23 protein-coding genes and 6 pseudogenes are annotated in these 22955 nt (G+C 63.4%); 13 read left to right on the top strand and 16 right to left on the bottom strand.

Translation table 11 applies throughout. The annotated features are described in order from the left end of the window. A partial coding sequence (locus M8523_RS29420) for a hypothetical protein (protein ID WP_282588423.1) occupies positions 1–292 on the top strand: 292 nt, incomplete at its 5' end. Between the two features lie 17 nt (positions 293–309). Further along, positions 310–1038 carry an Ig-like domain-containing protein gene (locus tag M8523_RS29415; RefSeq protein WP_282588422.1) on the top strand — a complete coding sequence of 243 codons (729 nt, stop codon included), beginning with the start codon at positions 310–312 and terminating at the stop codon, positions 1036–1038. 375 nt (positions 1039–1413) lie between these two features. Here the strand turns inward: M8523_RS29415 and M8523_RS29410 are convergent, their stop codons facing one another. After that, positions 1414–1584, bottom strand: a complete 171-nt coding sequence (locus M8523_RS29410; protein WP_282588421.1) for a hypothetical protein — start codon at positions 1582–1584, stop codon at positions 1414–1416. 1660 nt (positions 1585–3244) lie between these two features. Between M8523_RS29410 and M8523_RS29400 the strand changes: the two are divergent. Beyond that, positions 3245–3595, top strand: a pseudogene (locus M8523_RS29400) (helix-turn-helix domain-containing protein); the annotation flags it as partial. Continuing rightward, complete coding sequence (locus tag M8523_RS29395; RefSeq protein ID WP_282588425.1) at positions 3574–3708, top strand: hypothetical protein; 135 nt, start codon at positions 3574–3576, stop codon at positions 3706–3708. The pseudogene M8523_RS29400 and the gene M8523_RS29395, both read left to right, overlap by 22 nt. A 675-nt stretch (positions 3709–4383) precedes the next feature. Here M8523_RS29395 and M8523_RS29390 read toward each other — a convergent pair. The 11 genes and pseudogenes from M8523_RS29390 to M8523_RS29340 form a co-directional block, all read right to left on the bottom strand. Continuing rightward, positions 4384–4560, bottom strand: coding sequence for a hypothetical protein (locus M8523_RS29390; protein ID WP_282588420.1), 177 nt, complete (start codon positions 4558–4560; stop codon positions 4384–4386). Positions 4561–4808: 248 nt separating this feature from the next. Beyond that, entirely contained in the window at positions 4809–5291 is a 483-nt protein-coding gene (locus tag M8523_RS29385; protein WP_282588419.1) for a hypothetical protein, read from the bottom strand. Continuing rightward, positions 5288–5524 (bottom strand): hypothetical protein, encoded by a 237-nt coding sequence (locus M8523_RS29380; RefSeq protein ID WP_282588418.1) that lies wholly within the window; start codon positions 5522–5524, stop codon positions 5288–5290. Before M8523_RS29380 ends, M8523_RS29385 begins: the two co-directional genes overlap by 4 nt. 340 nt (positions 5525–5864) lie before the next feature. Beyond that, a pseudogene (locus M8523_RS29375) lies at positions 5865–6439 on the bottom strand (alpha/beta hydrolase fold domain-containing protein). 22 nt (positions 6440–6461) lie between these two features. Beyond that, complete coding sequence (locus M8523_RS29370; protein WP_282588417.1) at positions 6462–6656, bottom strand: hypothetical protein; 195 nt, start codon at positions 6654–6656, stop codon at positions 6462–6464. A gap of 120 nt (positions 6657–6776) precedes the next feature. Further along, positions 6777–7517 (bottom strand): IS21-like element helper ATPase IstB, encoded by a 741-nt coding sequence (istB, locus tag M8523_RS29365; RefSeq protein WP_282588416.1) that lies wholly within the window; start codon positions 7515–7517, stop codon positions 6777–6779. An 11-nt stretch (positions 7518–7528) separates the two neighbouring features. Then, positions 7529–9055: pseudogene (gene istA, locus M8523_RS29360) on the bottom strand (IS21 family transposase). A gap of 151 nt (positions 9056–9206) precedes the next feature. Further along, positions 9207–9542, bottom strand: a complete 336-nt coding sequence (locus tag M8523_RS29355; protein WP_282588415.1) for a hypothetical protein — start codon at positions 9540–9542, stop codon at positions 9207–9209. Between the two features lie 42 nt (positions 9543–9584). Next, on the bottom strand, positions 9585–10391 hold the full coding sequence (locus tag M8523_RS29350; RefSeq protein WP_282588414.1) for an NAD(P)H-dependent oxidoreductase: 807 nt from the start codon (positions 10389–10391) through the stop codon (positions 9585–9587). 28 nt (positions 10392–10419) lie between these two features. Continuing rightward, the gene (locus tag M8523_RS29345) at positions 10420–11427 is read right to left on the bottom strand and encodes a zinc-dependent alcohol dehydrogenase family protein (RefSeq protein ID WP_282588413.1); all 1008 of its coding nucleotides are present in this window, start codon (positions 11425–11427) and stop codon (positions 10420–10422) included. Next, positions 11424–12638: an MFS transporter gene (locus tag M8523_RS29340; protein WP_282588412.1), complete on the bottom strand. Its 1215-nt coding sequence runs from the start codon at positions 12636–12638 to the stop codon at positions 11424–11426. Before M8523_RS29340 ends, M8523_RS29345 begins: the two co-directional genes overlap by 4 nt. 110 nt (positions 12639–12748) lie before the next feature. On the opposite strand from M8523_RS29340, the gene M8523_RS29335 reads away from it, so the two are divergent. The 4 genes and pseudogenes from M8523_RS29335 to M8523_RS29320 form a co-directional block, all read left to right on the top strand. Then, positions 12749–13651 carry a LysR family transcriptional regulator gene (locus M8523_RS29335; RefSeq protein ID WP_282588411.1) on the top strand — a complete coding sequence of 301 codons (903 nt, stop codon included), beginning with the start codon at positions 12749–12751 and terminating at the stop codon, positions 13649–13651. A gap of 159 nt (positions 13652–13810) precedes the next feature. Next, on the top strand, positions 13811–14005 hold the full coding sequence (locus M8523_RS29330; protein WP_282588410.1) for a DUF4158 domain-containing protein: 195 nt from the start codon (positions 13811–13813) through the stop codon (positions 14003–14005). Then, complete coding sequence (locus tag M8523_RS29325) at positions 13974–14456, top strand: DUF4158 domain-containing protein (RefSeq protein WP_282588409.1); 483 nt, start codon at positions 13974–13976, stop codon at positions 14454–14456. Before M8523_RS29330 ends, M8523_RS29325 begins: the two co-directional genes overlap by 32 nt. Further along, a pseudogene (locus M8523_RS29320) lies at positions 14401–15413 on the top strand (Tn3 family transposase); the annotation flags it as partial. The gene M8523_RS29325 and the pseudogene M8523_RS29320, both read left to right, overlap by 56 nt. Here M8523_RS29320 and M8523_RS29315 read toward each other — a convergent pair. The 4 genes and pseudogenes from M8523_RS29315 to M8523_RS29300 all read right to left on the bottom strand — a co-directional run bounded on the left by M8523_RS29315 (position 15373) and on the right by M8523_RS29300 (position 18189). Continuing rightward, the gene (locus M8523_RS29315; protein ID WP_282588408.1) at positions 15373–15963 is read right to left on the bottom strand and encodes an AAA family ATPase; all 591 of its coding nucleotides are present in this window, start codon (positions 15961–15963) and stop codon (positions 15373–15375) included. The pseudogene M8523_RS29320 and the gene M8523_RS29315 sit on opposite strands and share 41 nt — an antisense overlap. A 587-nt stretch (positions 15964–16550) precedes the next feature. After that, on the bottom strand, positions 16551–16739 hold the full coding sequence (locus tag M8523_RS29310) for a hypothetical protein (protein WP_282588407.1): 189 nt from the start codon (positions 16737–16739) through the stop codon (positions 16551–16553). A 399-nt stretch (positions 16740–17138) separates the two neighbouring features. Continuing rightward, a pseudogene (locus M8523_RS29305) lies at positions 17139–17645 on the bottom strand (IS630 family transposase); the annotation flags it as partial. A gap of 358 nt (positions 17646–18003) precedes the next feature. Continuing rightward, positions 18004–18189 carry a hypothetical protein gene (locus tag M8523_RS29300; RefSeq protein WP_282588406.1) on the bottom strand — a complete coding sequence of 62 codons (186 nt, stop codon included), beginning with the start codon at positions 18187–18189 and terminating at the stop codon, positions 18004–18006. A 611-nt stretch (positions 18190–18800) separates the two neighbouring features. On the opposite strand from M8523_RS29300, the gene M8523_RS29295 reads away from it, so the two are divergent. The 5 genes and pseudogenes from M8523_RS29295 to M8523_RS29275 form a co-directional block, all read left to right on the top strand. After that, positions 18801–19946 (top strand): DUF2171 domain-containing protein, encoded by a 1146-nt coding sequence (locus M8523_RS29295; RefSeq protein ID WP_282588405.1) that lies wholly within the window; start codon positions 18801–18803, stop codon positions 19944–19946. Positions 19947–19980: 34 nt separating this feature from the next. Further along, positions 19981–20481, top strand: a complete 501-nt coding sequence (locus M8523_RS29290; protein ID WP_282588404.1) for a YsnF/AvaK domain-containing protein — start codon at positions 19981–19983, stop codon at positions 20479–20481. 27 nt (positions 20482–20508) lie between these two features. Further along, positions 20509–20922: a YidB family protein gene (locus tag M8523_RS29285; protein WP_282588403.1), complete on the top strand. Its 414-nt coding sequence runs from the start codon at positions 20509–20511 to the stop codon at positions 20920–20922. A gap of 68 nt (positions 20923–20990) precedes the next feature. Further along, positions 20991–21599 carry a PDZ domain-containing protein gene (locus tag M8523_RS29280; protein ID WP_282588402.1) on the top strand — a complete coding sequence of 203 codons (609 nt, stop codon included), beginning with the start codon at positions 20991–20993 and terminating at the stop codon, positions 21597–21599. A gap of 792 nt (positions 21600–22391) precedes the next feature. Beyond that, positions 22392–22727: pseudogene (locus M8523_RS29275) on the top strand (transposase); the annotation flags it as partial. Between the last annotated feature and the right edge of the window lie 228 nt (positions 22728–22955).

Below are 22955 nucleotides of genomic sequence, written 5' to 3'. Positions count from 1 at the left end.
TGCTCAGTTCTTCCTCGATCATCTGCTCGATGAAACCACGCACCTTTGCGCGCACATCCGTCTCGATCGGATCGAACTAACTGTCGAAAAGCGTGCCGGCGCTCGCATCGACCGACGGTTTCGTCGTAGTCTGCTCCATGGCGTAATCTCCCCCGGCGTTGACGCGCCAAGTCAGGGGTTGGACAACCTGGAGATTACGCCGCCTTCAATTTCCAACCACTCCCGCGACGGCACCACGCAACATGCTCGCTCCCGCAAACAAAGGTTTAGCGATACAGCTGGGAAAGAATGAGACTGTAGATGTAAGCAGTGAATAGCACGCTTCAGTCAGTGCTAAGTGAGTCCGCCCAATCCGCCGACGTCAGCGGCGCCTGCCCGGTGGCCGCTCTGTCCGGCGCCGGCGATCCGAACGCCACCGTACAGTTCACAGTCGACGGCCGAACGATCACCGACACCACAAAGGCCGACAAGACCGGAGCCTGGGCCTATACGCCTCGAGGTCTCGCGAATGGATCACATACCATCGTTGCAAGAGAGACGAACCAGGCTGGGAAAGCGGGTGAGGCTTCCTTGTCCTTTACGCTCGAAACGAGCGCGCCGTCAGTCACGATGACGTTGGCCGCGCAGCCTGAACCTCCATCCGCCGAGGCTGCCATTAAGGCAGATCATCTGATCCGTCTCTTTCTGGACGAGATCAATGCAATCAATCGGAGGAAGGGTGATCCTCTCAGTATCTACCGTGAATACCGGCAGCAATACGGGAAGAAAGTGTCGCTGAACATGTTCCTCACCAAGGACGGCCGGCGTCTGGGAGAGGAGCTCATGATCGTTCCTCTTCAGAAACAATGGATCCTATGCCGCTCGTCAGAAGAAAAAGTGGGTTCTGGCGAGGACATCGATCTGTCCAATTTTTTCTCCGATCCGAACAGCGCCGATGCCGATGCAAAGAAGGTCCACGAGATCGTCGGTACACTGATGAACCAAGCGAAACCGGAAATCCCGAGTATGAGGTCTAAATTCGAAGCCTTCTTCGAATGAAGGCTTTGACTTGGTGAATAATGCGTTCCCAGCCTCAGACCGAACGGCAGGGCCTTGAACCCTCAGCTGTGGACGGTCTTCAACGACAGTCTTTGTGTCGGCGGGATTTGCGATGGCCTGCTCGGCTGCGATCGCAATCGAATTGAGAATCCCCCGGATCCGGGTAGATCCCGTATTGGGGATCGTCGTCATATCCGTATTCACCGACGTAGCCGGATCCGTCGTTGCCATAGACGCCAAAGTTACCATAGCCGCGACGCCGGTTGGCGCGTTCCAAGTCCAAACCGTTACCGGACCGGACAGCACGGTCTCCGCCGAACGAGCCACTCTGCGACGGACGGCTTATGATCGAATCAGCGCCGCGGGAGGCGCCATTCACGAAGCCACCTCCTCGAAGACCTCCTTCTCTCGGTCCCGCGCCCACACCGCTTCGACCGAAGCTGGCGCCGCCATTTCCGGGAATAAAGAGTGCGCCGCCAGTTCCGCCATGGCCGCCTCCTCCAGAACCACCGCCTCCACCTCCTGCAAAGCCTCCGCCTCCTCCATGGCCACCCCCGCCAAACGCAGTTGCTGGCGAGGAAAAGTTCATCGCCGTAAAGGCCAGCGCAGCAGCAGCCGCCAAAAACCGAATGTATCCGCTGGCATTGGGAGAGTTCGACACTGAGATTTCCTTTGTCTTTTGAGGCAATCCAAAAATACGAATACGAAGGCAACTCTCGTGTTCTGGTCATGACGCCAGCTCGAATTCAGGAACTATCGCGGCGCTACATTGAATATTGGACGCGGCGAGCGGAATGTAAGCCTCAGGATCGATTTAATGGCGTAACGCGGGAGAAGTGGTACTTGGCTGGGTAGAGGAAAAGCTGGTCGACCAATTCGATGACTGCGACAGAACTGACCGGTTGTGCGCTGAGGCGAACACCATGGGATCTCGACCGATCGAGCAACTGAGTGCTTAGTGAGCTTCCCAGACAATTTTCGCCCTATCGTCCCTCACATTCCGTCTCAGGTTCTCGGCAGATATAGGTAAGGAGATCGGATCATCGGCGCCGCTTATATCGCCGGCACAACGAACCTCCGGCTGATCGCAATCTGACACTGTGTCTCATCGTGAATTCTCCGCCCGAAACCTTCAGGCAATTGCGACGGTGACGCAACTCCTCCCGACATGATCAGGCATCCAACGTGCACCCACGAAGCTACGACGCATCATGAGCAGGTAAAACGTAGACAGTGGCTATGCGAAAACGCTTGGAGCCGCGCCGGGCATCGTCACGCACAACTCGCAACAGGCCGCTCGTCTGGCGGACGTTACCGCCTTTATGCACCTGGGCGACCTCATCGAGGTCGGCAAGACTGAGCAAATCTTCGGCAGCCCGAAGGATCCACGCACCAACGCCTGCGTGAGCGCTCGCTTTGGTTGCCCGAGCTGAACCGCTCGGTGAAGACCTTGCGCGCACAGGCCGTTCGGCACCGGAATCGGCGGCCCGACAGCCAGATCGTGAGCCGTCGCTTATAGGCCGGCAGGTCGAGCAGGCGGCGGTCCATACCGACAGTGGACTGCAGACGAAGCTATCCCGTACACCGGGCAGACGCTGAATGGATCGCCACCGTGAGCATGCACGATCAAGCCGGCTGAGCGAAGCGAGCCAGGGGCTACGGCCTGCGCAGCAGGCTGGGGTGGCGAGCGGAGGGCGATCTCCTGTCGATCGATCATTGGTCCGATGGGCGCCACTTTGGCGACGATGCGTTTCGAGTTCCTGCGATGGAGCCCTCCATCGGCCACATCGCCTACACCGCTGGAGTCTATCTGGATTCATCATAATCTGCACCAAAAATGAGGCAGAACCGAACAACGACCCTACAAGATGCGAGGCTATTCATCTGTAGAAGCGGCGTTTTTCAACATGCGAGGGTGGCACACGCCGCGCGAAGAATAACCCCTCACTGATCGCAAGGTTCGCTGACATGACAATTGTTTAGCGGTGATTAGAGCCATTTCTGTCGATCAGCCCGAGCTCCTGCCGCCGATAGGCGCAGTAACTACATGAATTATCGAAATCCGGCAGGGTCCCTTGCCAACGCTGTTTCACACCCACACTCTCACAGTCTCGTTCAACCCTGGGGCGCAGGACTAGTGGATTGACGTCGACGGACGAGTCCCGTCTGGGATGCCGTTCGTTGTCGTGGCGTGCGAGTCTGGGCGATGCGCCCAGGAATTATCATTGACGTGACTGCCGCAGATCGCGCCCGACTTGAGGCTGTGGTCGCGGACCGCAACAGCCCGCAGAAGCATGTCTGGCGCGCCGCGATCGTGTTGGCAACGGCAGACGGGCACGGCACGAACGCCGTCATGCACCGGACCGGCAAGAGCAAGACCGCTGTCTGGCGCTGGCAAGAGCGTTTCGCCAGAGAGGGCGTGGATGGGCTCTTGCGTGACAAGACCCGCCCCCCGCGCGTCGCGCCGTTCGGACCCGACGTGGGTGAGCGGATCGTCGCCCTAACGCTTGCCGAGCCACCCGGCGAGACGACCCAGTGGACCGGACGGGCCATGGCGGCTATCTCGCCGAGCACAACGTCGACCCGAAACCGTTTCGCTGGAAAGCCAATCCCGACGCCATCATCGCGGCCGCTGCACGTGGGCACCAGACGTTGGATTCAATCCACTAGCAGCTACGAAAGAGAGAGGCCGCGCCTTGCGGAGCGGCCTAATTCTAGTGAGAGAACGCCCGAGAAGGGTATGCAGCGCAGTTATGCAGAGGCTCGACGAGCCTCGTGCGTTCTAACTTGAGCAATCTGCAACAGTCTTTCTTCGGATGCTTGTGGGACGGTTTCCAGGCAATAAGGGATGGGGCACCATACATGCGACGGTATATCGGGTTTGGGTGTGTGAGCGCCTTTGCCCTAGCTTTGATCCTCCAATCTGGCTGGCGGGTTGAAAAACCTGAAGATGACCAAATCCCCGTCGCTGCCTTCGGCACTCAGAAGCAGACATGCGACTCTTTCCGGGCGGATTTCTCTAAGGCGAGTGCTGAGCGTTCTAATCTACACGCTGGTCATGTAGATTCGAGTGAGTTGAAAATGCTTCGGGATCGTCGGTACGAGGGCGATAAGGTAAATCTGGCACGGTACGGCTGCCACATCTGATGGTCGTGTCGCAAATCCTAGTGAAGGTTGTAAATCGGCCGGTGATGGCCCCCAATTGCGTGGACAGCGGTTAGGCCATCGGCCGGATCAATTCTGCTAGGAGCGTGTCCCGGAGTGGCGGCACTGGATGAGGTGAGACAACCAGCATGCCGTCCATGCGCTACGATCCAGGCTTGAGGACCGCTCGACCCGCGGCCGTTATGCAGGCAACCTTGCGCGGGCATCGCGCGGGCTTACCGGGCGCGCAAGTTCCACGAAGCCAGCGGCGAGGAGCAGACAAGGCAACACGTCGTCGAAGATCGTGAGCGGGTCCTCAAACAACGACCACAGCCGTTCACCGAGCAGCGAACGCGTCGGCGAACCGCCGTCGGCCATGCGCTCAGGATCGCCGATTGGGCCTCGGTCACGATGTGTGGCTTGCCGTCCCGCTTGGTCATCTCCGATCGACCTGAGCTTGCCCGGTCTTCGCATGGCGTAGGTCGGATCGGAGCCACGGCAACGTCATCGCCAACAAGGTTAAAACGATCGCTAGCACGATGCCGAACCGCGATTGCCCGGGCTCCTCCGGTAACTCCGGGCGGGGCGGGCCAGCGGGGGGCGGCACGAAGCAAAGCATCGGAGAGTCAGCTCACGCCAGCCGGGCATCTGTCGCGCACGGGCTTGAGGGCGGCAGCGGTATGTATAGCGAGAAAGCTTGCCTCCGTGCTCGACTGTCCGTCCGTGAAGCTGAAGTCAATCCGCAGACCGGTTTCCAGGCTCGGCAGCAGGGAGCCGACGTCGAGGACGAGGTACCCGCCCGCTGACCATGTCTGCGCCAGAAGGTGCCCGACGGGCTTGCGATCGACCTGCAACGTGGCCTGGTAGCGGCGGATCTCCGACACCGATCCGGCACTCTCGTCGACGCGCCGCACCACGAAGTCGACGTGCCCCTCAGTGCAGCGGACCATCAAGGTCCAGGTCCGAACCGCGTCGTCGAGCACCGCCACGGCGTGATCCCGCTCCGCGAGCACATACCAAGGCCCGATGCCATACTCTTCCGCAGAAACGACACGCGGTGGAGCGGCCACGATCGCCAACGCCGTCATAATGGCGGCCCAGGGCTTCACGTCCTGGGTCGTGCCGTCAGATCGATGTCGAGCGCCTCGATTGCGGCGAGCACGATGCTGAGCGCCGGGTCATCGCCGAAGCTGTAACTCTGTCCCTGTGCAGCTGCGATTTCTCGCAACGCGCGGCTAACGATCAGGGCGTCGGCTGTCGCCAACGCGTCCGTCAGCAATGAGGCTTGAGCACTCGGCTCAAGAAGGCTGGATCTAGACCGATCCGGCACGTCAGTGGGCATCGACCCTGCTCGTCCCGAGTGAACTTGTACTCAATGCTGCCAGGAAAACGACGCAGTGCGCAAGTCGTTGGTGACCACTCGGACCGGGCGAAATGGCGATCGTACCCACATGAAATAAACCGTACATTACGTGGCTTCGCCTGTTTTGCCTTTGACCGAGCCGGCTGGACGCCTCATCGGGGCTCGTCCGGGCTCAGACGAGCAGAAGGCGCCCATGGTTCCGATCCTCGGAGGGCGCCTTCACGTTGTATGTCGTCACTTTATCAAATGCGCCGCTGTTCGGATGACGTCGCGAGCGGCCGATAGGTCTTGTTCGGACTATGGATAAAGCTGATCTCGTTCAGTGGCCAAGATGCTTGCCAAAGAACGTTGCGATCTCTCCAAACGCTTCCTTTGCCTCGGGAATACGATCGTCGAATTGATACTGGGCGTGGGACTCGCCCTCGAACACCTGCAACTCGGCCTCGACGCCGGCTTGCCGGAGCTTGCGGTGCACCCGGACCGTGTTGCTCAGCAGCAGGTCGCGCGTGCCGGTCGTCAGGATGGCCGGCGGGAAGTCATGCATATCGCCATAGACGGGAGAGAGAAGCGGATCCTTGAGGTCGTGGCCTTTGGCGTAAATCACCGTCGCGGCGTCGCAGAATCCGTCACGCGAGACGAGGACATTGTCCACCTTTTCGTTCGTGTAGAAGCTGTCGCCCGTCTTGGTCACGTCCGACATGGGGGTCCCGGGTGCGATCGCTCCAGGCACCGGCAAGCCGAGCTGCTTGGCCCGCAGTACCATTTCGAGCGTGAGCGCGCCGCCCGCCGAGGTCCCGAAAATGCAATATTCTTCGGCGCCGTTGTCTTCAGGACAGCCTTGTAGACCGTGATCGCGTCATCGAGAGCCGCTGGAAAGTAAGCCTCCGGCGCCATCCTGTAATCAACCGAAATCACCTTAATGGCCGAACCCGGCCATCATCAGAGCTTCGGTGATGCCCGACTCGCCAGGGAAAAGAACGTAGCATCCCCCATGGACGTGAATCAGAACCTTGTCGCTGTTTTCAGCCGGGATCGTCGTGGGCGTGATCGTGGAGACGTTGACCCCATCGATCTTCGATGGCTCGACTGACACCTGCATCCGGTCGCGCATCGCGGGAATACCTTTGAGTGCCGATTCCGACGAAGTCGCCCCTTGTTTCCGAGATGATGGCGCCCCCTGTCGGCAGGGTCCTGCTGGCCTTTCTGGTGTGAGGTCGTTTGGGGTTGAGCGTCAAGCCTGAGGTTGGGATTTTCCGCGCCGTAGGCTGTGCCCTTCGAGATCGAGCCGGTGGGCGTTGTGAAGCAAACGGTCCAAGATCGCGTCGGCGTATGTCGGATCCGCAATGACGTCGTGCCAGGCGGTTACGGGGAGTTGGCTGGTGACGATGGTGGATCGTCGTCCGTATCGCTCTTCGAGGATCTCCAGCAGATCGTGCCGGGCCTTTGCATCGAGCGGTTCGAGCCCCCAGTCGTCGAGGATCAGCAACTGAACACTGCCGAGCTTAGCCAGGACCCGTGCATGGCGTCCATCGCCGCGCGCCAGCGCCAGGCTCGAGAACAGCTTGGGCAGGCGCTGGTAGAGGACCGACCGGTCGTCCCGACAGGCTTTGTGGCCGAGCGCGCAGGCGAGCCAGCTCTTGCCCACCCCGGTTGGGCCGCAGATCACCAGGTTGTCGTGGTCCGCGATCCATTGGCCGGCGAGAAGCTTGAGGAACAGCGCGCGGTCGAGCTTGCGGTCGCTGCGGTAGTCGACGTCTTCCGGGGTTGCCTGATGGCGCAGCTTGGCAAAGCGGAGCCGGGCCCCGAGCTTGCGGGCGTGCCGCAGGCTCCATTCGCGGTCGAGCAGCAAAGCGAGCCATTCCGCGTGGCTCAAGCGCTCGGCCTCGGCATTGGCGGCGAGTTCGCCAAAGGCCTTGGCCATGCCGGCCAGCCCGAGGCTGTCGAGACGGTCGAGGGTCGGATGAGAAAGCATCGTGATCTCCTTCAGTGGTAGTAGCGGGCGCCACGGATGTTGGTGTGGTGGATCGGCTGATCCGGCGCGGCGGCGGACACGGGCGTCTGGTCGAGCCCGGTGTCGAGGATGGAGCGGACGGAGCCATAGGTTCGGGCCCCGATATCGAGGGCACGGCTGCAGGCCGCCTCGACGCGGTCGCGGCCGAAGCCTTTGACGAGGCGGAGAATGCCGAGACAGGCGCGGAAGCCCTGTTCAGGATGGGGCCGCTCGGCCAGCACCGTGTCGCAGAACACGGCTGTGCAGTTCCCGACCGCGGTTGCCTCGCGCCGGATCCGCTCGATGGTCCAGTCGGCGAAACGGCGGTGCGCCGAGGGCATGTGGTCGGCGATCGTCGTGTGGCGACCGTTGCCGCTGCCGCGCATGTGCGCCGCGATCCGCTCGCCCTTGTGGAAGAGTTCGACCGTGCGCGCCGTGATCCGCGCCTCGACCTCGTCCCGGGCGAAGCGATACGGCACCGAGTAGTAATGCCGCTCGATCTCGACATGATAATCGAGGCCGGCCCGCCGGACCCGCCACTCGGCAAAGACGTAGGGCTCGGCCGGCAGAGGTCGCAGGGCGGCTCGCTCGATCGCCTCGAAAAGCTGCCGCCGGGTCTGCCCGACATGACGAAGAACGCGCCGGTCGTTCAGATCGGCAAGCATGTCGCCGATGGCGGCATTCAGCTCGGCCAAGCTGTGGAAGGTCCGATGCCGCAACCGGCCGAGCAGCCAGCGCTCGACGATCAGCACGCAGACCTCGACCTTGGCCTTGTCGCGGGGCCGGCGCGGTCGGGTCGGCAGGACGGCGCTGTCGTAATGCGCCGCCATGGCGGCGTAGCTGTGGTTGACCTGGGGGTCGTACAGGCACGATCGGATCACCGCGACCTTGGCATTGTCCGGCACGAACAACGCCGGCGCCCCGCCGAACGTCTCGACCGCACGGACATGCGCGGCAATCCAGTCGGGCAGCGTCTCGCTCCAGCTCGCCTCGGCATAGGTCAGGCTCGAAGCGCCGAGCACGGCCGCAAACAGGTGAGCCTGTCGGATCTCGCCTGTCAGCCGGTCGACCACCACCGCCACCGTGTCCCCGGCATAGTCGACGAACAGCTTGTCGCCGGCCGCGTGGCTCTGGCGCATGGTCACCGGCAGCTTCGCGGCCCAGCCACGGTAGAGGTCGCAGAACCGACTGTAGCGGTACCCGTCTGGATGGCGAGTGATGTACTCGTCCCACAGGATCTGCAGCGTGACGTGCTTGCGCTTCAGCTCGCGATGGAGCGCCGGCCAATCGGGTTCCGGGGACCGGCGATGTCCCGTCTTCGTGCCGGCCGGGTGGTACAGCGCGGCTTCCAGGACCGCATCGCCGGCCGTCTCGTCGAGTGGCCACGTCAATCCGGCTGCCGTCGCCCGGCGCAACGTCTCGCGCACCGTCGAGGGCGCGGCGCCCACCCGCACCGCAATCGCCTTATGACCGAGCCCATGCTCGTGGTGTTAGCGCAAGATCTCGCGCACACGCCGCATCGTCACCCTCTCCGCTGGCATCCATCGCTCCTTCGGACACGCCAAAGAGAGCAAGCTAAGCCAGCGAAGACCCCACCCGGACATCACCCGATAGGGGGCGACATCATCTCGGAACGAGGGGGCGGATTAATCTCGGAACAGGGGGGCGACATCAAATCGGAATGAGGGGGCGGCATCCCTCGGAATCAGCACCTTTGAGCACGCCGGCCGCCTGTTTGTCCGCGAAGGCCCGTGCTTCCTCGCCGGTCTTCCAGAGCTTGTCCCAATCAGGATTGAGGGGCGCGGCAATGAAGGCCTGCATGCCTGGGCTGAGATCGGCTGTCGGCGCCGTCAGGCTCTTTGCAGGCACTTGCAGAGGCGGCGGCATGGCGTCGTCGGCCAAGGCGCCCGCCGCGGACGAGGCGAGAAACATAAACGAGAGGACCGTAAGGCCGGGAGGCGCCGCCTTTCCCGCTCCACGTTCTTTTGCGGGAAGATGAAGAAGCATCGTTGATGCTTCGTCGATCGACCATGCAGTCAGATTGACAAGCTATAGCTGTATCAAACCCACCCGCATCCGATCCACGTGCAAGGCGAAGCCGGATGCACCGGGATCGCCCAGCTCGGGGCGCAACTCCAGGCTGGGAACCTGGTAGTCGCCGCCGTTCTGCATCCTGTATGGAATGGGCTCGGTGGTCTCGATGCTGCGCATCCGCTCCCTGAGTTGGTCCGCCACCTGCCGGAACCCGCCTTCGTCCATCCGGTCCACGCGGTAGGCCACGAAGGGCGGCAGGACGGTGTAGCCGGGATAGTAGAGGACGCCGTGGTTGATCGGGAACAGGATGTCCTCGATCGGGCCGTTCACGCCGCGCGGGGCGTAGTGCGTCGCCCACCCGCCGACCGTGACGATCAGCATGGCGCGCTTGCCGGCCAGCGTACCTTCGCCGAAGCGGTCGCCCCAATGCGTGTCGCTCCGCTCGCCGACCCCGTAGGCGAAGCCGAAGGCGTAAACGCGATCCACCCAGCCCTTGAGGATGGCCGGCATCGAGTACCACCACAGCGGAAACTGGAGGATCAGCGTGTCGGCCCAGAGCAGCTTCTCCTGCTCGGCCTTTACGTCCTCCGTCAGCGCCCCGGCGGTGAACGCCCGACCTGACGCTCCGGCCACCCGTAGCCGCTCGTCTTCCGCCATCTCGGGGAAGTCCGCGCGGTCAACGCTCGCCTTCCATCCCTCGGCATAGAGGTCGCTGACGCGGACCTCATGCCCCCGCGCTTCCAACTCGGCCACGGCGACGTCGCGCAGCGCGCCGTTCAGGGAGTGGCGTTCCGGGTGAGCGAAGACGAGAAGAACCTTCATGGTCCGATGCTCCTGCTGGATACGTTGGTCAGAACTCGACGACGATCTCGCCGAAGTGGCCGCCGGCCTCCTGGAGCCGAAAGGCACCGGCGAGTTCGGCGAGCGGGAAGGAGTGGTCGATCACCGGATGGCCGTGGACGGCGTCGATGCCGCGGATCAGGTCCATCTGATGACGGCGGCTGCCGACGATCAGCCCCTGGAGCCGCTGCTGCCGGGCCATGAGCATGGCCGTCGGCACGGCTCCTGCCCTCCCGGTCAGGACGCGGATCAGCGCGATGTGGCCTCCTACGCGCGCGGCCTTGATCGACTGCGCCAGCGTGCCCGGGCCGCCCACCTCCACGACGTGATCCACGCCGGTCCCATCCGTGAGCTCCCGCACTCGATCGCCCCAGTCCTCGTGCCGGCGGTAGTTGATGCCGTGCGCAGCACCCATCGCGCGAAGCCGCTCCAGCTTCTCGTCGGAGGAGGAGGTCGCGATCACCGTGGCTCCCATGGCCCGGGCGATCTGCAGCGCGATGATCGACACGCCACCCGTTCCGAGCACCAGCACGCTGTCGCCGACCTTGAGGCCGCCGTTGACCACCAGGGCTCGCCAGGCGGTCACCCCGGCCGTGGTCAGGGTCGCGGCCGCGGCGTGGGTCCAGCCGGTGGGCGCGTGCGTGAACGACGTGGCCGGTGCCACCACCACCTCCCGGGCAAAGCCGTCGATCCCGTCGCCCGGCGTGGTGGCGAAGTCGGCGAGGGTGGCCTCGCCGTCCAGCCAAGTCGGGAAGAAGGTGGATACGACATGGTCGCCGGGCTTGAACGCCGCGACCTCGGAGCCGACCGCCTCGACCACCCCGGCGCCATCGGCCATGGGAATGCGGCCATCGGCGGCCGGCAGCCGTCCCGTCACCACGCCCAGGTCGTGGAAGTTCAGGGAGGTGGCATGCACCCGCACGCGGATCGCGTTCGGTCCGGGATGGCGGGGGTCGGGAAGGTCCACCAACGTCAGGCCGTTCAGCCCTTGCTGCGGATGAGCCTGGATAGCCTTCATGCGGGCGCTCCTCGGCTGCGCGTGGGCAGCCATTGCAGGACGGTCGCGATCGCCGAGACGACCAGGACGGCGCCGAGATAAGCCTGGGTCGTGCCCAGGAAGCCGGTGAGCGGAACGGCGAAGCCGGCGGCGATGGGCGGGACGCTCAGGGACAGGTAGGTGACCAGGAAGATCGCCGCGAAGAGTTCCGCACGCTCGTGCACTGGGGTGAGCGGCACGAGCGACTGGACGAGGCCGCTGAACGATGCGCCGAGCCCGGCGCCGGCGACCGCGCCCCCGACGAAGAACAGCGCCAGTGCCCCGGTGCCGATTGACGCGAGCAGGAGGCCGACCCCGGCCGTCACCGCCGCCATGCCCACGACCGCCATGCGCCCGGGCGGCAGCCCGCGCAGCATCAGCGGGGACACGGCGCCGGCGCCGCACAGTACGGCGACGGTGGCGCCGTTCAGCAATCCGCTGCTGACGCCGAAGACGGTGCGCAGCAGCAACGGCCCGAGCGCGATGACGAAGCCGCACAGCGCCCAGATGGACAGGAGCAACGGCAGCCCACGCCTGAAGGCGCCGCGCGCCGAACGGGCGACATGCACGCTCGGCACCATGGACCGCATCAGGCCGGGCACCGGGCCTGCCGTCTCGGGGATGAGCACCACGGTCGCCGCACCCAGGCAGAACAGCCCCCCGAGCAAGCCGAACGCCCAGATCTCCGCCTTGTTCGTCACCCCAAGCAGCGCTCCGGTGACGAACGCGCCCGTTGCCAAACCCGCGAGCGGCGAGATGCTGGTCAGCAAGCTGCCGAGCGCCTTGCGTGACGGCGGTGCCGCCTCGATCACCGCGGCCGACAGCGCGCCGTTGACCATGCCCATGGACAGGCCCTGAACGATGCGGGCGGCGAGCAGTCCGCCGATGCCGTCCGCCGTCAGGAACAGCGCCATGGACGCGACCTGGATCGCCAGCGCCGCGACGATCACCGGCTTGCGTCCCAGATGGTCCGACAACGATCCGGCCACGAGCAACGTCACGAGAAGCACCAGGGAGTAGATGCTGAACGCGACCGTCAGCATGCCCGGGGAGAAGCCCCAGCGCCCTTGGAACACCACGAACAAGGGCGAGGGCACGCTGGCCGACACGAAGAACAGGAACAGGATGGCCGCGAGCAGCGGGAAGGGGATCGACGAAGGGCGATGCGGTTCGAGGGATAGGGCCTCTGGCACTCTGCTATCCGCGTTGTTGATAGAGGCTCCGGGAACTCGAGCCTGTTCGGCATATTGCCTGGCACGTTGCGGGGTTGAAATCGAACCTTCTGCCTGTTGTTATCGAAGTCATGGATACCAAGAACCTCGATTTGGGCCTGCTGGCTACGCTCGAAGCCCTCCTGACGGAAGGGAACGTCACGCGTGCCGCCCAGCGCCTGAACCTGAGCCAGCCTGCCTTGTCGGCCCGGTTGGCGCGGCTTCGCGACGCATTCGGTGATCCCCTCCTCATTCCGGCACAGCGCGGGATGGTCCTAACCCAGCGCGCAGTCGAGCTTCAGCAGCCGTTGCATGAGGCGCTGGAGGGTGTGCGCAGGGTTGTTGCAGATGGAACGCCGTTCGACCCGGCAACCATGCAGGCCACCCTGGTGATCGCCGCGAGCGACTACGTGCAATATGCACTGCTCACCCGCTTCTCGGTCGCACTCAGGACCGAGGCGCCCATGGTCCGCACCGCCTGGCGGGCCCTCGACGTGCTGGCGCTTGCCACGCAGTTGGAGCGCGGCGAGGTTGACCTGGCCTTGGCATCTCCGGACCATGCACCGGCGGCCATGCGCCAGCGTCAGCTCTATCGTGAGGGTTACGCAGTGATCGCTCGGCAGGAACACCCGGCCGTGCAGGGCCGTCTCAGCCTAGACGTGTTCTGCGCTTTGGAGCACGTTGTCGTGTCTCCCCAGGGCGGCGGGTTCTCAGGGCCTGCCGATGCGGCACTGGAGGCCGTCGGCCGCCGCCGCACCGTCGCCCTGTCCACGTCGGGCTTCCTGATCCTGCCGGAGGTCGTATCGCGGTCCGACATGATTGCTCTGATTCCACGGCGGATCGCCGATGGTTGGTCGGATCGGGTGCAGGTGCTGGACCCGCCACTCACCATCCCTGGCTTTACCATCGCGAGTGTCTGGCATGACCGGACCACCAGCCATTCGGCACAACGCTGGCTGCGTGACCGGCTGACGACATTGGCCGCTGAAGGGTAGTTACTGACTGGGCTGCAGGGCTGCGCACGGCGTTTCCCGAAACACCATCGTTTGCAGGAAACCCTGATAAACAGCCTGGCTCCGACATTCCATTGACGGTTCTGTTCGGCTGACGGACAGGCATCGTAGCGTCCCGCCCTTTGTTGAAGGGGAGCTGGGATGGCGCGACGCAGGCTGCTGGGCGACGAGCAATGGACGGCGCTGTTCGCCCTGCCCGCGGGCGAGCGCGACGTGGTGCGCCACTGCACGCTGACTCCCGACGACCTGACGCTGGTCGCGGCCCAGCGCAGCGCGTCCAACCGCTCGGCTATACCCTGCTCCTTTGCGCCCTGCGCCATCCGGGCCGCGCCCTAGAACCCGGCGAGAGGCCGCTCGCCCCATGGTCGCCTTCGTCGCGCACCAACTCGGCATCGACACGGCCGTGCTCGGCACCGGCTCCGACCGTCCCCAGACCCAGCGCGAGCAGCTGGCCGAGCTGATGCGTCACGGCGCCTTCCGGGGCTTCGGCCGCGCTGAGGCCCGCGACCTCGTTGCCTGGCTCACGCCCGTGACGCAGGCCAACCGAAAGCCAGGCCAGCTCGCCATTCGGCTGGTCGAGGAACTACGCCGCCGGCGCATCCTGCTGCCCACGCCCAGGGTGCTGGAGCTGGTGATCCACCACGCTCGCATCCGGGTCGAGCGGGCCCTGCACCGGGCCATGATCGACGGCATCGACCCGATACAGCTGGCCGCACTGGACGCCTTGCTTGCTGTTCCGGCTGATCGAGGCCCACCGGGCGCTGCCGCTGGCCAGGGTTTGGGGTGATGGCACCACGTCCAGCTCGGACGGCCAGTTCTTCCGCGCGGGCGGCCGCGGCGAGGCGCTGGGCGACGTCAACGCCCGGCACGGCAACGAGCCCGGAGTCGCGTTCTACACCCACGTTTCCGACCAGTTCGGGCCCTTCCACACCAAGGTCATCGCGGCGACCGCCTCCGAGGCGCCGCACGTGCTGGACGGGCTGCTCCAGCACGGCACCGGGCTGCGCATCATCGAGCACTACACCGACACCGGGGGTGCCACCGACCAGGTGTTCGGCCTGCTGGCCCTGCTCGGCTTCCGCTTTGCGCCCAGACTGCGCGACCTCAAGGACCGCAGGCTCTACACCTTCCGCGTCCAAGCCGTGCCGGACGTGCTGGCCAGCATGGTCGGCGGCAACGTCGATGCCGACCACGTGCGGGCGCACTGGGACGAGGCACTGCGTCTGGCGGTGTCGGTTGGCGCCGGCCACGCGTCCGCGTCGGGCATGCTGCGCCGGCTGGCCGCCTACCCGCGGCAGAATGGGCTGGCCGTGGCCCTGCGGGAGATCGGCCGCGTGGAACGGAGCCTGTTCACGCTCGACTGGTTGCGCAGCGGCGAGCTGCGCCGGCGGGCCAACGCCGGGCTGAACAAGGGCGAGGCCCACAACGCGCTGGCGCGGGCGGTGTTCTTCCACCGCCTGGGCGAGCTGCGCGACCGCTCGTTCGAGAACCAAGCCTTCCGCGCCTCGGGGCTGAACCTGCTGGTCGCGGCTATCATCCTGTGGAACACGCGCTACCTGCAGGCCGCCTTCGATGCGCTCGCCGCCGGGGCGTCGCGGTCCCGCCCGACTTGATGCGCCACGTTGCCCCGCTCGGATGGGAGCACATCAGTCTCACCGGCGACTACGTTTGGGCCGCTGACGCCCAGCCCGGGCCCGGCCTGCTCAGCCCGTTGCGCGAGCGGCCGTCGCAGCTGGCGGCGTGAGTTCTACATCCGTTCGCACGAACCGGACGCCCAGAGCACTTTCGTGTCCTGACCCCTTGTTGGTGAGCAGGTTCTGGCCCTGGTCCCATTGGAACAGGCGGCTGTGGATGGTCTTGCTGTCGATCCCGGCTCCTTCCTTCAGGCCGTCGGCGGCGATGCCGGACAGGGCCGCGCCTTTGATCGTATAGCCGGCCTTTTCCCAAGACTCGCGGGCGGCATCGAGCATGGTGCTCTTGTCGGTGCCGGCATAACCGATGACGGCCGCCAAGCGCGGTGCCGCCAGGACGTGCCGCGAGGCCTCATCCTGATCCAGCGACAGCTTCTTACCGGCCCATTGCGGGGCGACATCGCGATGCTTGCCCTTCTGGCCGTGCAGAAGGCGGGCATGGCGTTCCATGCGCTGCTCGAGCGTTTGGTGCTGCCGGCTGGTGAACCGCTCCTGCCCCTTCTTGTCCTTGCCGAGCCGCACCAGGTCGGGCGACTGTTCGGCCTTCTCCAGAACGGCCCTGAACGTCGCGTCATCCTTCGTATGCGCCCCGATCAGCCGCACCAGCTGGTTGCGGGTGAACGTCGATCCGCTTCTGCATCTACGTTCTGGCGTGCTTCGGGGTCGCCTATCTCGGCCGCGACCAGCTGGCTGATTGGTCGGAAGCCGTAGGGCTGCCGGTTGATCCATTCTATACGCCCTTTCTGCCTGGGCTTGCCGTCTTGCTCGTGATCTGCAGCGCCGAAGGACGTCGGTTTCGTCGACAGCAGGGATTGCCGCCGAACCGAACCCTCTGGCAGAGTCGTTCGGCCGCTGGCTTGACCGGCCGCGCCCCGGCCATCTGGCGTTCGTCCTTGCCGCGGTCATTTTTCTGGCGGCCGGCTATGGCGTTCTGAGGATCACGGCCGGGTGGTTGTGGACGCCGCCCCTCAACATCTCGGACAAAAACACGAAGATGATTGTCGTTGTCTCGTGCGTGCTGACGGTCGGGGTGATCGAAGTGGGGCTGAAGCGGCTATGGGCGGCTTGGAGGCGCCGGGCGGACGCACGGTGACAGCAAGCGTGCCGGCGAAAGCCGGTACGCTCACGGTTGTGAAAGATTCGGACGGCCGATCCTCCTGACGGCCGTCCGGTCGGCAAGAGGGGGGCGCTTACGCGCCCGCCTCCTCGGCCGGTACGGCCTCTTCCTTCGGCTTCCGCTTCCGGAGCTGGATGTTGCCCGGGGTGTTCGGCAGTAGATCGAGCCTGAGGCTGAACCCTTCGCCGTCGCTGTGTGCCCCTGCGGCCCCGATGGGGGTCCAGTAGGGGTTTTCCCGGTCCGGCACGAAATACACGGTCATGTCGGGGCGCTTTTTCGATGCAGTGTCAGTCGTTGGTCGTTTCCTTTTGTTGTTGGGCCGGCTTGATCGCCTGCCATGACATCGACTCGGGACCGGGCGGCCGGGACGGGTTCAAGTTCAATGCGGGGGAGGGGTAGCTCCCGGGGTTTCCGGCTTCGGAAATTTTTGGGGACAGCCCCATAGGCATCGGCCCGCAGGGGGTTGGCTTGAACCGGCACGGTTGTCCGGCCAAAATGTCAAATGGCCGGTGATGTCTAAGCTGGCCCGGCACCACCCTTTGAAACGGCCTCTGACTGTGAAGCTACCCAAAGACTTTCCGCTGGAAGCCACCATTTTTCCGCAAATAACCTCATCACAGGACCGCGGTCTCAAAAATACCAGATGTAATACCAACGGGCATCACGTTTGACCGATCTGAGCCCATTCTCGCATGCCGATTGAGGTGATTGTGTTTGGCTGCTCGATGAGCTTGTTCCAGGCATCGCAGGCGGCGTCGATAATGGCGTCGTAGGTTTCGAACACACGGTTTGAGAGCCAGTTGGCTCGCAGGTACTGCCAGATGTTTTCGACGGGGTTGAGCTCGGGCGAGCGTGACGGCAGGAAGATGAGCGTCAGGTTCTTTGGCATGACGAGGTCGTCTGTCGTGTGCCACCCGGCCCGGTCGAGGAGCAGGACCGCATGCGCGCCCCTGGCCACGGTGCGGGCAATCTCGTCGAGGTGGAGTTGCATCGCTTCGGTGTTGGCGTGCGGCATGGCGAGCGCCGCCCCGGTGCCGCGCGCGGGGCAGATGGCTCCGAACAGATAGGCGCTCTCGTAGCGCTGATCGGCTGGCTGGCGCGGTCGCGACCCTGTCTTCGCCCACTGTCGCACGATTCCGTTCTTCTGACCGATGCGAGCCTCGTCCTTACATGAGGCTTGGGTTGTCAACGACGATTTTGCATGCGGACCTCTGTTGGCGGTGATGGGATCGGCGACGCTGTTGGGCAAGTTAGGTCCGGGGCGGTCCTGCATCGCAACAACGGCTGCGTCACCTTACATGCGGTCGGGCCATCGGCTTGGTCCCGAACCATAATGCCTCATGCACGAGGCGTTACCCCAGCGAGACGCGACCAACCTGAAACGCGGCAACGCGCCCGCAAGGAGTTCTTCACGTCGCGGGCTCGGGATGCGGCTGTCGCAGGGGCGGCAGGGTTGTTTGGCTTGTTGGCGCTGACGGTTGCGCCATTGCGAAAAGGATCACGACGCGTGTAGACGCGCCGAGCGATCAGGCTTCAGCGCGTAGACTTTTCAGGAAGACCCGCGCGACATCCCGCACCGCCTCGTCGTCGCGCGGCACATCGTCGGCTTTGTCCCAAAGATGGGCCAGACTGGCTTCAAGCTCATCCAGCAATTCAGGGTGCCGATGTGCCAGGAACCGCAGGGTTCCAATCAGAAGATGTTCGATTGCCATTTCGCGCCGGCGCGCATCCGCAATCTGATCGACAGGAGACGGTTCGTGTTGTGTGATACGGCGTTCAACACGTCAGCGTCGGCGAAGTTCAGCTCCGACGAGCCCGTGGGTGGAAAAATCGGGCCAATGCAGCGTCACGCTCGCAGTGCCATGCCTTACCTTCCTAGAGCAAATTCATAGAGGTCGTTGCTGGCGAGATGTGAGAACGCTTCGGTTCTGGTTCCGACGCTCCATTTCCAAAGCTCGGCGCTCATATATCGATGATCGAAAACATGGGAACCGAAACGCCTCAATCTCGTTTTAGAGCTGCAAAGACCTCCTGGGAGGACTTGCTTGGAGTTTACTCGCCCAAGCAGGAAGCAGTCCGGCTCCGACATGGAGTGATCGTGGTGTTGCAAGGTTTCTCGCTCGTCTGGTTACCAGCGACGAGGAGCTGCAACCTATAGCTGCTGCTCGATATGTCCACCGTTCGATCGAAAGAACATATCTAGTTTTGTCGTCATTCAGGAATTAACCCGGCAGAGCCGAACTGCAAACGTCGGCTGGTGGTCAGCGCACAATTTACGCAATCAAATTCCTCTCCCAGATCTTCAAGTAACCCGGACATGATCATGGCAAAGCAAACACTTACGGCCTTCTACGACTCTCGCGAGTACGCCAACAACGCGGCCCTCCAGCTCAAACAGGCGGGCGTCTCGGACACTGATGTGAAGATCTCACCCGCAACATCCGGGACTGGCGATTACGTCGATCCGGCCGGAACCGAAGGCAAGGGCTTTTGGGCCTCAGTGGAAGAGATGTTCGGCGGTTCCGATGATCACTCGACCTATATGGAAGGCCTTCGCCGCGGCGGCATTATGCTTGTCGCCCACGTCGATGACACCAAGGTGGATGAGGCAATTCAAATCCTGGAACAGCACGGATCGGTCGATCTGAGCGAGCGCGAGACCACGTGGCGCAGCGAGGGTTGGACGGGTGGAACCACGGTTACGGGGGGCGGTGTTGCCGATACTGGCGCAGGACCGTTGAGATCTGTGACCACCGCCACGGAGACTAAGTCTGTGCCCGTCGCCGCCATGTCGAGCGCGACCACTCTTGCATCAACCGCGGCTCCCGGCTCTACGGCGCGTACCGGGACCGACGACGTTCTGCAGGTCGTCGAGGAATCCCTGAACGTCGGCAAGCGCGCCGTGAACCGGGGTAAGGTCCGCGTCCACAGCTACGTTGTCGAGACGCCGGTCAGCGAGAGCGTCAGCTTGCGTGACGAAACCGTCAGCATCGACCGTCGCCCTGTCGACCGTGCCGTCGGTGTTGCCGACCTCGGTGTCGACGCCTTCAAGGAGCGCACGATCGAAATGGAGGAGATCGACGAGGAGGCCGTCGTGGCCAAGACAACCCGGGTCGTCGAGGAAATCGGCATCCGTAAGGACGCCTCGGACCGGACACAGGTCGTCACCGATACCGTCCGCAGCACCAAGGTCGACATCGAGGATGGCCGCAAGGTTGGCACCCGGACCGGCCTGATCAGTGGTTTCACGACCGAGATCGTCGATGACATGGAAGTGGTTGGTTCCGATGGTCAGCACGTCGGCGTTGTCGACCACCTCGATGGTGCGAACATCAAGCTGAAGAAGATGGATCCGGCCTCAGGCGGCAGCCACCACCTGATCCCGTCCAGCTGGGTCGCGTCGATCGACAGCAAGGTGACACTGAAGACCTCGGCGGCTGATGCCAAAAGCCGCTGGACGGCCGCCTGACCATATAGGTCTCCTGCAAGAGGACATCGAACTCATGTCGACCCTCAAACAGCCCCCTGACGAGGAGCTCGACACGAGTCTCGCCACCTCATCGTTCGAGGCTGCTGTCACGACGGAGCCGTCGGCGACCTTGCAGCTTCTGGAAGAGACGCTTGAGGTCTCAAAGAAGGCCACCGTGGTCGGCACCGTTAGGGTGTCGACCACGACTGAGACCTTCGACGACATGGCCGAGGTCTCGCTCGACCGCAACGTCATCGACGTGAGCCGAGTACCTGTCGGACAGATCGTCGATGTTGCACCCACGGTCCGAACCGAGGGCGACACGACGATCGTGCCCGTGATCGAGGAGCGCTTCATCGTCGTGAAGCAGCTCTACCTAAAGGAAGAGCTGCACATTCGGCAGCGCGTCGAGACCGAGGTTACTCGTACGCCGGTCTCGCTCAGACGGCAGACTGCTGTCGTGGAGCGTGTCGACGCGGAGGGCCGCCCGATCATCGACGATCTGTCGCGCAAACCAGAAGCTAGCAAAGCCTGACGTCAGGCACTTCGAGAGGAGAACACCATGGGTATTCTTGAATCCGTCATCGGCAGCGTTCTTGGCGGGAATGCGGGGAGCACCTCCTCGCCAATGGGCAGCATCTTGTCGAGCATCCTGGGCGGCAGCCAACAGGGAAGCGTGAGCAACACAGGCACCGGCGGCATGGGTGGCGGCGGGCTGGGTGGTCTGCTTCAACAGTTTCAGAGCGCCGGATTGGGCCACGTGGCCCAATCATGGGTCGGGAATGGTGCGAACCAGTCGGTCACCCCGGATCAGCTCCAGAACGTCTTCGGCCAGGATCGTGTGAACGACATGGCCGGTCAAGCTGGAATGCCTCCGGGAGACTTCCTGTCTCAGTTGAGCCAACATCTGCCGAATGCCGTGAATGGCATGACGCCGAACGGCCAAGTGCCGGACGAAGGCTCAATGTCGGTATGACGTCGCTACGCCCAGAGTAGTCGAGGCGAGAGGCTTCCTCCCACGTCCCACGAACCTTAGGTGACACCATGGTCAACCGCACGATCGCGGCGTTTGTCGCGCTGTCGTTTCTCAGTCTGCAGTGCTTGCCTGGTCCGGCACTCGCCGACAATCAGATGGGCTATCAGATGTTGACAGCCGATCAGGCCAACGCCCTTCCGCGCAACGGCGGCAAGCTCGGCTTGGACGTCGGCCGCGCCCAGCAGATCACCAGCGGTGGTATGACCTTCGATCTGCTCCGGGTGAAGGGCGTGACCGCCAGTTCGCCCGGTGCCAAGGCAGGCTTCAACGTGGGCGATCAGATCATCGCTGTCGACGGGCGGGTGTTCCCGAGCGTCGCGGCCTTTGCGGCCTACATCGGGTCGATGCAGCCGGAGCGACAGATCTCCGTCGATTACATGCCGTCGAACGGCGGGCCTCAGGAGGCCCAGCGTGTGAACGTGACCCTTGGCGGCGTCCGCCCATCGACGCCACCGCAGCAGCAGCAAGAGGAGCCTGCGTCCAAGGGCTTATCCACGGGGACCAAGATTGCCATCGGCGTCGGGGCAGCCGCCCTGTTCGGATGCTATAAAATGGGATGCTTTTCGCATCGAACTAAGACGGGCGTCGTTCCGCAGGCTGACGGCACGCGGCAGTAGCGGTTCGGGAAGAGATGCACTTCTGATCCAGCGGCCTTAGCTGCCGGGTATCTTCGTCGTGCCCAAAGAGATGCCATTTCAGTGCTTTCCGCCTGTGATCATGCGTCCCTCCAAACATGAGAAACAGTGGCAATGAGACTCCAATCCAGAGCCTTCGTGGCTCCGGGAAGCTCTTGAGACCTGCGTGAGGGTTGCCATGAGGACGCAGAGGCCACCGGATCAAAGTCAAAAGCGGCATGAGTATAACCGGAATATCAGCCACTTCGATCACCGATGGCATTGTGGACCCCGCGCCCATCCACACCAATCAACTCGGGCAGGAGTCCTCGTCAAGGGAGTGATCGCCGACCGCAACACGTGACATCGAACGCGCTCACCGCGCTGCTCCATCGTCAAACGAACGCCGAAGGCATCGACCTCACCGGGATCGTCGATGTGGATAAGCGGCATAGGGGTCGCTCCGGATTGCCTCGCAGGATAGCATTGGCGACGCGGTCCCATCCCAAGTATCTTTCGGAGCTGCGAACGGGTTTCTAAGACTAGCACGGCATGGAACCTACTCTCGACCCGGGCATTTGCGGGGCATGGCGAACGATCCAACCGACAGCGTTTCGATGCTGATTACCGAGCCCCGAACCGTTCCGTGGCTCAGCGTCGTGTTCGGCTTCGGACCAATGCTGCCCTTTGTCATGGAACCTATATATGAGCTGACCCAACTCTGACGATGGGCTAGGTTTTCTCCACCAGGGGAGAGCAGCCGTGATCAAGAATTTCGACAGCCTGTTCGACCTGATGAACGCCTTCCCTGACGATCAGGCCTGTGTCGATCACCTCCGGGCGATCCGCTGGAAAGATGGCGAGTTCTGCCCCTACTGCAACGGCTCCAAGATCTACACCTTCTCTGATCGGAAGACCTTTAAATGCGGCGACTGCCGCCAGCGCTTCTCGATCAAGGTCGGAACGATCTTCGAGGATACAAAGCTTCCGCTCCGCAAGTGGTTCATGGCCATTTGGCTGATCACCAATCACCCGAAGGGCATCGCCTCCACCACGCTCGCCAAGGATCTTAAAATCACGCAAAAGAGCGCGTGGTTTGTCCTTCACCGTCTCCGTCACGCCGCTGCTACCCCAGCGCAAGATGTTATGTAGCCGTAGCTGGGCAGGATCTCATCTGACCTGGGAGACTTTCAATCAGATCAAGGCCCGAACACCGTTACTGCGACCCAAACTGCTCCTGCCCTATCGGGCGCTGCAGAGCCTCGTGGTGCTGTGAACCAACTGCCGAAGAGCGTGGTGCGGTAAATCCGCATGCCACGTTCTGTGGGAACCGGAGGTGGGCGACCGCCTCCGGTGACC

This window comes from Lichenifustis flavocetrariae (assembly GCF_026130545.1).
Lineage (GTDB): Bacteria > Pseudomonadota > Alphaproteobacteria > Rhizobiales > Beijerinckiaceae > Lichenihabitans > Lichenihabitans flavocetrariae.
The sequence above is the reverse complement of the archived record's forward strand: the minus strand, read 5'-3'. Positions and strand labels throughout refer to the sequence as shown.